Origin of the sequence: Nonomuraea sp. NPDC050394 (assembly GCF_044459065.1) — a bacterium.
GTDB lineage: Bacteria > Actinomycetota > Actinomycetes > Streptosporangiales > Streptosporangiaceae > Nonomuraea.
This window is the reverse complement of sequence record NZ_JBITIO010000018.1, coordinates 108045-118082: the sequence shown is the minus strand read 5'-3', so window position 1 is coordinate 118082 and position 10038 is coordinate 108045. Positions and strand designations below refer to the sequence as shown.

At 72.2% G+C, this 10038-nt stretch carries 8 protein-coding genes; 3 read left to right on the top strand and 5 right to left on the bottom strand.

The annotated features are described in order from the left end of the window. Window positions 1-50 precede the first annotated feature (50 nt). Entirely contained in the window at window positions 51-824 is a 774-nt protein-coding gene (locus ACIBKY_RS46210) for a PIG-L deacetylase family protein (protein ID WP_397107501.1), read from the bottom strand. A 133-nt stretch (window positions 825-957) separates the two neighbouring features. Here ACIBKY_RS46210 and ACIBKY_RS46205 point away from each other — a divergent pair, with 133 nt between their 5' ends. From ACIBKY_RS46205 to ACIBKY_RS46195, 3 genes are read left to right on the top strand one after another with little or no spacing between them, the layout of a single operon-like run. After that, the gene (locus tag ACIBKY_RS46205) at window positions 958-1473 is read left to right on the top strand and encodes a hypothetical protein (RefSeq protein WP_397107499.1); all 516 of its coding nucleotides are present in this window, start codon (window positions 958-960) and stop codon (window positions 1471-1473) included. A 6-nt stretch (window positions 1474-1479) separates the two neighbouring features. Continuing rightward, the gene (locus ACIBKY_RS46200) at window positions 1480-5589 is read left to right on the top strand and encodes a trypsin-like peptidase domain-containing protein (protein ID WP_397107498.1); all 4110 of its coding nucleotides are present in this window, start codon (window positions 1480-1482) and stop codon (window positions 5587-5589) included. Beyond that, window positions 5586-6527 carry a TauD/TfdA family dioxygenase gene (locus ACIBKY_RS46195; RefSeq protein ID WP_397107496.1) on the top strand — a complete coding sequence of 314 codons (942 nt, stop codon included), beginning with the start codon at window positions 5586-5588 and terminating at the stop codon, window positions 6525-6527. The genes ACIBKY_RS46200 and ACIBKY_RS46195 overlap by 4 nt, the downstream gene beginning before the upstream one ends. Here ACIBKY_RS46195 and ACIBKY_RS46190 read toward each other — a convergent pair. Genes ACIBKY_RS46190 through ACIBKY_RS46175 form a run of 4 tightly spaced genes read right to left on the bottom strand, consistent with a single transcriptional unit; the run spans window position 6488 to window position 10009 of the window. Next, window positions 6488-7468 (bottom strand): radical SAM protein, encoded by a 981-nt coding sequence (locus tag ACIBKY_RS46190; protein WP_397107494.1) that lies wholly within the window; start codon window positions 7466-7468, stop codon window positions 6488-6490. The two genes, ACIBKY_RS46195 and ACIBKY_RS46190, sit on opposite strands and share 40 nt — an antisense overlap. Continuing rightward, window positions 7465-8055, bottom strand: a complete 591-nt coding sequence (locus ACIBKY_RS46185) for a hypothetical protein (protein WP_397107492.1) — start codon at window positions 8053-8055, stop codon at window positions 7465-7467. Before ACIBKY_RS46185 ends, ACIBKY_RS46190 begins: the two co-directional genes overlap by 4 nt. Next, window positions 8052-9074, bottom strand: a complete 1023-nt coding sequence (locus ACIBKY_RS46180) for a Gfo/Idh/MocA family protein (RefSeq protein ID WP_397107490.1) — start codon at window positions 9072-9074, stop codon at window positions 8052-8054. Before ACIBKY_RS46180 ends, ACIBKY_RS46185 begins: the two co-directional genes overlap by 4 nt. Further along, window positions 9059-10009 (bottom strand): hypothetical protein, encoded by a 951-nt coding sequence (locus tag ACIBKY_RS46175; RefSeq protein ID WP_397107488.1) that lies wholly within the window; start codon window positions 10007-10009, stop codon window positions 9059-9061. Before ACIBKY_RS46175 ends, ACIBKY_RS46180 begins: the two co-directional genes overlap by 16 nt. Window positions 10010-10038: the final 29 nt, after the last annotated feature.

The following is a 10038-nucleotide window of genomic DNA, read 5'->3' as shown; positions in this document are numbered from 1 at the left end:
GTGACATGTGAGGAACGTAACACCCATCCCAGGGCGCGAACAGTGGCGATCTAAAGAGGCCAGAACACCTCGTACTCCCCTGCGGGACCGTCCGGAAATCCGGGTCCGGCGCTCGCGACGAGTGCGGCGAACTGGCTGCGATATTCGCGTACGGCCGCGCTCTTGGCGGCCGCGGCGGACCGGGAGAGCCTGCGCACCCGGGCGCTCTGCGGTGACAGCCTTCCCGGCATCGATTCCAGCTGCGCGGCGAACCAGCCGTCCACGTCGATGTCCTGGCGTGGGGGGCGACCGGTCACCCATGAAGGCCACCCGAACCTGACCGCGTACGGCTGGTCGGCGTAGAGCAGCAACCGCCGCCCCGCGCTCGCCGCGAGGACGGCGTCCCTGGTCGCCACGTGGTCGGGATGCCCGCCGATGGCGGCGGGGGCGTACACCGTGCCCGCGTCGCCCATGGCCTCCTCCAGGGCCGTCTCCAGGACGCGCCGGTCAAGGGGCCGCCGCCGGTGCGCGGCGCCGGCGAAGGGAAGATGCGTCGCGGCGCAGCCGGCCAGGGCCAGCGCCCGTCTGTCCTCTTCGTGACGCTCGGTGGCCCGCTGACGCGGATCGGCGGCACGGGTCAGCCGGTCCCACGCGGACAGGGTCGTACCGGGTTCCGGCACCCCGGCGAAGACCGTCACGACACGCCGCACCCCCGCCTCGGACAGCACCCCCCAGCACGACAGGACGGCGTCGTCGGGATGCGGCGACACGACGATTGTCGACGTCCGGGCCCCGGCATGTTTTTCTGTTTCCGTGTCGATGCGCGTGTTCGAGCCCGGCTTCACGCCCTCCACCTTGCGAGCCGAGGTGTACGCAGGTCAATACAGCTGGTGTGACGACGGCTGGATGGGCAGTATGCGACTCAGAGCAGATTTGTCCGGTAAGTACACCAGCTACCGTTTCGGTACCACCCACCGCGTGTCCGCCCAGGTCGCTGAGGACCCGCCTCATGAGCTCGTACTCGACATCCACGACTTCAACGGGCTCGCGGCGCAGCGGTTCACGGGATACCTGGCCACCGAGAGCCGCGGCCTGATCGCCGGCTACACGCGGTGGCGGGAGGAGCGCTATGGCTTCTACGCGCGGCGTGACCTCCCCCGGCCGCTCGCCGCCTTCCGGTCCGGCGAGGTCGCTCCGCCGGATTTCGCCGGTCTCTACACCCTGCGCTGCGACGGCGGCCCGGCCGCTCTCGAACTCCTGCACGTCGGCGATCGGCGGCTGAGCGGGCACTGGCGGCCTCCCGGCGGCGAGCCGCACCAGATCGACGGCGAGATAGATCAGGGTGACCCCCTGCTGGTACGGCTCACGCTGTCCACCCCGGCCGGACCCGCGACCCTCACGGGATCCTTGTTCTCCCGGCCGAAGAACGTGATCGCCGGCTGGATCGACCTGCCTGCGGCCCGGATCCCCTGCTACCTGCTACGGATCGGGTGAGCGCGGGTGCGAGGTGATCTGGGTCGCTCGGTGGTCCGCGTTCTCGACCCGCGCGGCCAGACGGCCGGGACGGGATTCGCCGCCGGTGTGGAAGGGCTCGTCCTGACCTGCGCGCACGTCGTGGCGGACGCGCACGCGGGTCCGGGAGAGGAGGTGGAGCTCACCTTCGGCGAACAGGCCTTCCGCGGACTGGTCGCGGCCGATCACTGGCGTCCACCCGACGGCGATGACGTCGCCGTCCTTCGCGTGGACACCTGGCCGGACGGGCTGACGCCGCTGTCGCTGATGTCATCGGAGGGCGCGGCGGGAGCCTCGTACGAGACGTGGGGTTTTCCCGACGCCTCGCCGATCCACGGACTGCGCGCCAGAGGCATGGTCACCGGACCCATCCGCGAGCCGGATACCGGCCAGCCGGTACTTCAGCTGGAACGCAGCGGCAGCGTGACGACCGGCTACAGCGGCGGCCCGGTCGTCGACCTCACCACGGGCCACGTCATCGGAATGATCCACTCGATCACGAGACAGGACCAGTACGGCAGGCAGAGTGAGATCGCCCTCGCCACCCCGGCAGAGTCGCTACGCGAAGCCTGCCCCGACCTGCGGCTCGTCGAGATCTGCCCCTACCGGTCGCTGGAGGTCTTCGACGAGGAGCACGCCCGCTTCCTGTTCGGCAGGGACCCGTTCATCAGGCAGATGCTGGAGAACCTGCGCAGACGACCGCGCTTCCTGGCGGTGCTCGGCCCGTCAGGCAGCGGCAAATCATCGGTGGTCCGGGCCGGGCTGCTGCCGGCCATCGCCGAAGGGCGGGTGCCGGACCTGGCCGGGCACGAGCGGATCGTCACGCGTCCCGCCGGGCAGGCCGCGCTGGAACGCCGTCTCCCGGGCGCGGGCACGGACCTGCCGGCCGCCGTCGCCGGTTTCGGGCGTGGTGTCGTGCTCGTGCTCGACCAGTTCGAGGAGGTGTTCCTCGAACCCGCCGAGACACGGGGACGCTTCATCGCGCAGGTGTGCCGCCTGCTCGACTCCGCGGTCCAGGCCACGATCGTGCTAATCATGCGCGACGACTTCTACAGCAGGCTCGCCGCCGAGGCGCCCGAGCTGATCAGGTGGATCGAGCGCGGCCTGGCCAACGTTCCCGCCCAGCTCGATCCGGAGGACCTCATGGACATCGTGCGCGAGCCCGCCCGCGCCGTGCGCCTCCGGTTCGAGGACGGCCTGGCGGAGGCGATCGTGGACGACGCCGTACGCGCCTCGGCCGCGGGCCGCGCCGCTCCACCCGCCGCCCGTGGCCGGGGCGGCTCTGTCGCGCAGAGCACCGTCCTTCCGCTGGTGGAGTTCACCCTCACGCAGTTGTGGCGGGCCCGTTCTGACGGCATGCTGCTCTGGCGGCCGTATCTGGACGGCAACCGGGTCTCCGGCGCGCTGACGGCCTGGGCGGACGACGCGATCCTGGCCATGCCGCCGCATCTGCTCGACGTGACCCGCGCCCTCTTCACGAGCCTGGTGCACCTGGGAGACGAACGTGCCGGTGTGCCGGACACCAGGCGCAAGCGCCGCATCGCCGACCTCTACCGCACCATCGACCAGCACCAGCGGCTGGATGCCGTGCTCGCCGTGATGACCGCGCGGCGGCTGCTGGTGACGGCGGGCGACGAGCAGGAGGGCGACGAGACGGTGGAACTCATTCACGACGTGCTCCTGCGCGAATGGGGAGAACTGGCCGGCTGGCTGGAGCACGACAGGAAGTTCCTCACCTGGCGGCAGTGGCTCGAGCCCTGGGTGGCGGCCTGGCGCGCGGAGCCGGAGCTGACGGACCGGCTGCTGCGCGGCGGCGACCTGGCCACGGCTGAGGGATATCTCGCCGAGCGCCCGGCCGACCTCGACACCGGCACCCGCGCCTACATCGAGAAGAGTGTTCAGGAGCGGGACAAGGCGCTGCGCGAACGGGCCGAGGTCGAGCGCGCCCTGGCCGACCATCGCCAGGTCACCCTGGAGAACCGGCTGCGCGACGAGGCCGCCGACGCGGCCAAGCTGACCGGCATCGAGCCGGCTCAAGGACTCCTCCAGGCCGTGTCGGTCGTCTCGGCGAACCTGGCCGCGCTGCCCGGGGCCGAACCGCTCGGCGCCGTCCGCGCCGCGCTCAGGCTGGGCCTGCAGCGATCGAGGGAGCTTTCCGTCCTGCCGGGCACGGCCGCGGTACGCGCTCTCGCCTGCGCCCCCGACGATCTGATCTTCGCCACCGGCGGCGACGACCGCCTCATCCGGCTCTGGCGCCGGGACGGCGTCCCGATCGGCGATCCGGTGACCGGCCACACCGACAGCGTCAACGCCCTGGCCTTCAGCCCCGACGGCCGCGTCCTGGCCAGCGGCGGCGAGGACGGCCTCGTGCTGCGGTGGAGCCGCGACGGGCGGCCGCTGGCACGGCACGAGGCCGGCGCGCCCGTCCATGCGCTGGCCTGGACGCACGCCGGGTCCCTGGCCTGGATCGACGAGGCGGGGCGGCTGCTGGCGGACGGCTCGCCGCTGGGCCGTGACGCCGGCCCGGCCGATGCGGCCGACCCGCTCACCGCGCTCGCGTGCGCGCCGGGCACACCGCTGCTGGTGGTCGGCACCCTCCAGGGCACGCTCCACGTGGTGCACGGTGATGTGCCGGCCGCGCGTGGCATGTCCGTCAGGGCCGCGCACGACGGTTTCGTGGCCGCCCTCGCCGTACATCCGGACGGCTCCCTGCTGGCCAGCGGCGGCGCCGGCGGCGCCGTCCGGCTGTGGTCCTGGAGCGCCGACGGCGAGCTTGAGCCGTTCGGCCTGCCCTGGCAGGCACATGACGACGCCGTGCACGCGCTCGCCTTCAGCGCCGACGGCGACGTTCTGTCGAGCGGCTCGGCCGATGCCGTCGTCCGGCTGTGGGACGTCCGCTCCCGCCGTCCCGCCGCCGACCCCATGCTCGGTCACGACGGGCCGGTGACGGCGCTGGCGCTCAGCCGCGACTGCACCAGGATCGTGAGCGGGTCCGCGGATCGCACGGTGCGGGTCTGGCAGTGGCGTGGCCGGCGCCCCATGGTCGCGCCGGCCGCGCCGGATGAGCTCATGTTCGGTACCGGCCGCTGGGATCCTCACGGCCTGCAGACGCGGGCCGCGGAGCCACGCCACCGCGAGCACATCTACCGGCTGGCGATCAGCCGGGACGGTCAATGGCTGGCCACCGCGAGCGACGACCGGACCGTCCGCGTTTCCGACGTCGAGGGCATGTTCGCCGCCGAACCGCTGACCGGTCACGAGGCCGGCGTGCGGGCCGCGGCGTTCAGCCCGGACGGGCGCGTGGTGGCCAGTGCCGGAGCGGACGGAACCGTGCGCCTCTGGAACCGCCGGGGTACCGCCCTGGGCGTGCCGGTGACCCAGGCGACGCCGATGCTGGCCATCGCCTACGATCGGGACGGCGCCAGGATCGCCGCGGGCGACGCCGCCGGTGCCGTCACCGTCCTGGACGCCTCCACCCTGATGCCGCTGGGCGTGGCGAGGCACGGGGCGCCGGTGAACGAGGTGGTCTTCCACCCCGGTGGCTCCCTGCTCTACAGCGCCGGCGATGACGGTCTCATCCGGGGCTGGTCGAGCGACGGGCAGCCGGCGTCGCCACCGCTGAGCGGTCACGACGGACCCATCCGCGCGATGGCCGTGTCGGCCGACGGCAGCCTGCTGGCCACCGGCGGCGACGACTCTGTGATCAGGCTCTGGGACGACGAGGGGCGGCCGGTGGGCCAGCCGTTCATCGGGCACGATGGCGACGTCCTCGACGTGACGTTCACGCCGGACGGATCGATGCTCCTGAGCGCGGCCCGCGACGGCACCGTACGCCTGTGGGCGCTCGACGGGACGCAGCTCGGCGACCCGCTCGAAGGGCACGCTCCGTGGGCCACCTCCGTGGTGGTCACACCTGATGGCCGCCACGCGGTCAGCGCGGGCGCCGAGGGCATGCTGCGCACCTGGACGCTGGGGGGCTGGCGAGACTGGGTGGCCGAGGCCTGCCGGCGGCTGCGGGGGCATCCGCTGATGGCGCTGCCGTCGAGCAAGCCCGTCCGTGAATTCTGCGCCCGTGCCAACGAGGAGGCGGTGTCGTGAGAACGACCGTGCTCGACCAGGGCCGCGGCTTCCCGCTGTGCGTGGAGCCCCGCGGACGGCAGGACCTGGGCGTCTTCGTGACCGAGCATCGTCAGCTGCTGCACGAGAATCTCGCCGAGCACGGCGCCGTGCTGCTGCGCGGCTTCGGCGGCACCCGCGACGGCTTCGCCCCGGCCGTGTCCGCGCTGGCCGATCGCCTGCTCCCCTACGTGCACGGCAACTCCCCGCGCACCAAGGTCTCCGACGCCGGGATCTACACCTCGACCGAGTACCCGGCCGAGTTCGCCATCCCGCTCCACAATGAGCTCTCCTATGCCGCGCGCTGGCCCAGCGTGCTGTTCCTGCACTGTGTGACCGCGCCGGAGCGGGGTGGCCAGACGCCCATCGCCGACAGCCGTGAGATCCTGCGCCGCCTCCCGCCCGGTGTGCGCCGGCGCTTCACCGAACGCGGTGTGATCTATCGCCAGCGCCTCCACGGCGGCGTCGGCCTCGGCCGATCGTGGCAGCAGACCTACGAGACGGGCGACCGCGCGCTGGTCGAGCGCCACCTGCGCGAGCTCGGCGCCGAGTTCTCCTGGACCGCCGATGGCGGCCTGCGGACGTCCCAGCTCCGTCCGGCCACCGTGATCCACCCCGTGCTGGGCGAGGAGGTCTGGTTCAACCAGGCCGACCAGTGGCACTGGACGGGAGCCGGGCCCGACACGGGAGAGGAACTGCTCGAACTCCTCGGCGAGGACGACCTGCCGACCTCGTGCCGGCACGGAGACGGGACGCCCCTCGCGCCGGAGGACCTCTCCGACATCAGGCGCGTGGGCCGGGAGTGCGCGGTCCGCTTCGACTGGGCGCCGGGCGACCTCCTCATGATCGACAACGTCCGGGTCGCGCACGGGCGGGAGCCCTATGCCGGTCCGCGCCGCATCCTGCTCGCGATGGCGTGACGCCGGCCCGCGTCACCGGGAGGCAGGCGGTATTTCTCACAGAAGTAGGGACACTCCAGAACATCGCAGATCGAGGCCCGGTCACGCCGCGAGAACCAGTGCTCGGCGACGTTCCCGATCACGTCATCCGGGCCGCATCGCCGTATCTCACCGCTCGGCACGATGCGCACGAACAGGTGACCCGCTTCGCAGAGGTCTCCCCGGTAGTCGGGGAGCCGTTCCAGGAAGAGGTGCTCGTCCATGAACGGGTTGACCGTGGGGGGCTCGTCCCGGCGGCCGAACTGGCCGGCGTAGAACTCCGCGGCTCTGGCGGTGTACTCGCGAAACAGGGCACGTTCCGTCTCGGTGTATCCGCCGGGATAGCGGCGTCCCAGATGGGTGCCGCGCAGCGCCTTGGGGATGACGACGACGCCCTCGCTCGCGTAGCGCCGCCACAGCTCGGGGAACGTTTCGAACAGGTCCGGATACATGACGCACGAGACGAACACGTCGAATCCCGCCGAGCGCATGGCCAGAACATTCGTCACGAAACGCCGCGTTCCGCGGCGCACCTGGCGCTCGCGCTCGTGAACCCCGCAGTTGATGAAATCGACGCGGCCCGGGTTCACCTCATCGATGAAGGCACGGATGTGCGGTGAGTCGGCGTTGGTGTTGACGCTGATGAGATGGCGTCTGGTCAGCAACGAGCAGAGCCGGACGAAGTCCGGATAGATGAAGGGCTCGCCACCCGTGAGATGGAGCAGCCAGGTCAGCTCGGTCCGGTCGAAGAACCCGGCCAGCCGCTCCACCGGGGCGATCGGCTCGATCTTGGCACCGAGTGCGTCCTCGTCCCAGAAACAGTAGCCGCACCGATAGTTGCAGGTGCTGAAGAGGATCCAGTCGCCTTCCACATCGTACGGCCGGCGGACGGTGATCTCGGCGGGGTGGATATAGGTCGTCATGTCTCATCCCGGGATCCAGGCGCCGGCTCTGCGGCGCTCAGGCGGTACCACGGCGCGAACGGTGCGGTTCCCGCCGGACTCCCCTGTGCCAGATGATCCAGTGCCCAGGCCACGAGCCCGTCCGGAAGGGCCACCCCCGGTGAGCCGGCCCACGGCACCGGCGTGAGCCGTACACCCCTTCTGTGCAGGTCGTGATAGGTGTCGAGCGTAACGGCGGGCTCCGCGGGGCGGGCGGCCAGCAGCACGCGGCCCAGGTCCGGCGCCATCGCCAGAGCCGAGGCGATCCCGTCGCCGGTGCCGGTGGTCTCGACCACCGCCTCGCCACCGCCCCGGGTGGACGCGGCCGCCAGGCGCACGAGCGACGCGAGCGCTCCGTCGCCCACCACGGCCGCGTCCCGGCCCGCCATCGCCGCGGCGGCGAGCGCGGTGCCCACCCAGTCCACGGCGGCGACCCGGTCCGCGTCGGCGCCTTCGTACCCGCGGGCCCAGGTGAAACGACCCCGGGTCCCCTCGACGTACCACACCATCCCGGGGTGCGGGTCGAGGCCGGTCGGCGGCGTCGGCCCGACCGGGCGCCACCCGATCATCGTGCGGCCGCCTCACCGAGGAGTTCCGCCGGCCGTACGGCATGGCGCAGAGAGGCCGATCGGTAGGCCGCTGTCACGATCGCCTGTACCGCGAGTGCGTCGCGCACCGTCACGTCGGGAGCCGCGCCGTCGCGGGCCGCGGCCGCGAAGCGGGAGATCGCCGTCACGCGCGGATCGGCGCCCGCCCGAGGGGGCTCGACCGGCGGGATCTCGCCCGCGGAGGTCACGGCGTGGTCGGGCAGCACCCGCACCTGACCGGCCGCACCCCAAAGATGGAGGCGCTGGCCGTCACCTCCGGGCACGCTGGCCCCGCCCGTCAGGGTGGCGACGACCTGACCGAACCGGAGGATGACGGCGACCGTGTCCTCGACCTCGGGGGCGATGGCGGACGGCGCCATTTCCGCGTAGACGCTGTCGCATTCGGCGTCGAGGAGCGACCGGATGGCGTCGACATGATGGATCACGTTCATGATCAGGAAACCGCCTCCGGCACGGGCCTTGGACAGCCGCCAGGACGAGATGGCCCGCTGGCTGAAGCCGCCACGGAAGTACGAGGTGGGCTTGTGCACGGCGTAAGAGGCGGCGGCGCCCAGCGGCGTCCCGATCCGCCCCTGCCGCACGGCCGTCCGTGCCCGCCGGAACCTCGGATCGGCACGCAAGGGGAACAGCACGCTCACCGTGGTCCCCGCGCCGGCCGCGGCCGCGGCGATCCGCCGTGCCGATCCGAGGTCGTGCGCGAGCGGCTTCTCCAGCAGGACGTGCTTGCCGGCTGCCAGCGCGGCCAGGGCGACCTGCTCGTGGGTATCGTGCGGGGTGGCGATGATCACGGCGTCCAGATCGGTCCTGGACAGCATCTCCTCCAGCGTACGCTCGGCACGCGCGCCGAAACGGGTGGCGATGTCGTCGGCCAGAGCGTTCACCGGGTCCAGGCAGGCGACCAGGTCGATGTCGTCCGCCGCGGCCACAGCCTCGGCGTCCTTGACACCGATGTCGCCACAACCGATCACGCCGAAGCGCATGATGGTCTCCTTGCCGCCGGTGGCCAGATGAAAGCGGCGCCGATGAAGGTACGGTCGGTGACGAGCCTCCGGTAGACCAGCGGAGCGTCCCGAGCCGGATGTTCCTCCAGCACGTCGGAGATCGCGAACGCGCCCTTGCCGAGGAACTCGAAGAACGACCGCGTCAGGACCGCGGCGTGGTGATCGTCGAGGTTGACCGTGTGCGCGCCCACCACCTGAACGTCACGGTCGTAGGCCGCCCGCAACGCCACCTTCGCCGACGTCGCCCGCGGGGATCCCAGCACCACCACCGTGCCGCCCGGCGCCACCGCCGCCAGGGCGGTGTCGAGTCCGTCAGGGGAGCCGGTGACGTCGAGGACGAGGGGTGGCCTGGTCCCCCACCGCCCCGGATCGGCGGCGAAGACGGTCGCGGGTTCCGCTGCGCACGCCCGTGACTTGGCCGTGGACCGTGCCGTCACCAGAACGACGTCCGCGCCGCGCACCGCGGCCAGCCGGCGGACGATGACGCCCAGCAATCCGGCGCCCACCACGCCGACCGGCTCTCCGGCGCGCTGCCCGCCGATGTCGAGGCCGTACATCGCGGTGATCGCCAGCTGCCACACCGCCGCGTCGGTCAGCGAGGCGCCGCCGGGTACTTCGTGCAGGTCACCCGGGCGCCCGATCGCCACACTCTGGTGACCCGCGCCGCGTAAGGCGACCCGCGCGCCCACCGGGAGCCGGCCACCCCCACGCACTCTGCCGGCCGCCATGTAGCCGGGCACGTGGGGGAAGGCGACGGCCGCCGTGGGCAGGCCGAGCAGCCGGGCGCGCTCGGTGCCCGGACTGAGAACGCTGACGTCAACGTCGACGATCGTGTCCTGGGGCCCGGACGTACGGGGCTCGTCACCCACAACCACGCGGCTGACCCCCACCTGGGACCAGACCACTGAACGCATGTCGCCTCCGTGGCGGCCGTCATGGGTGA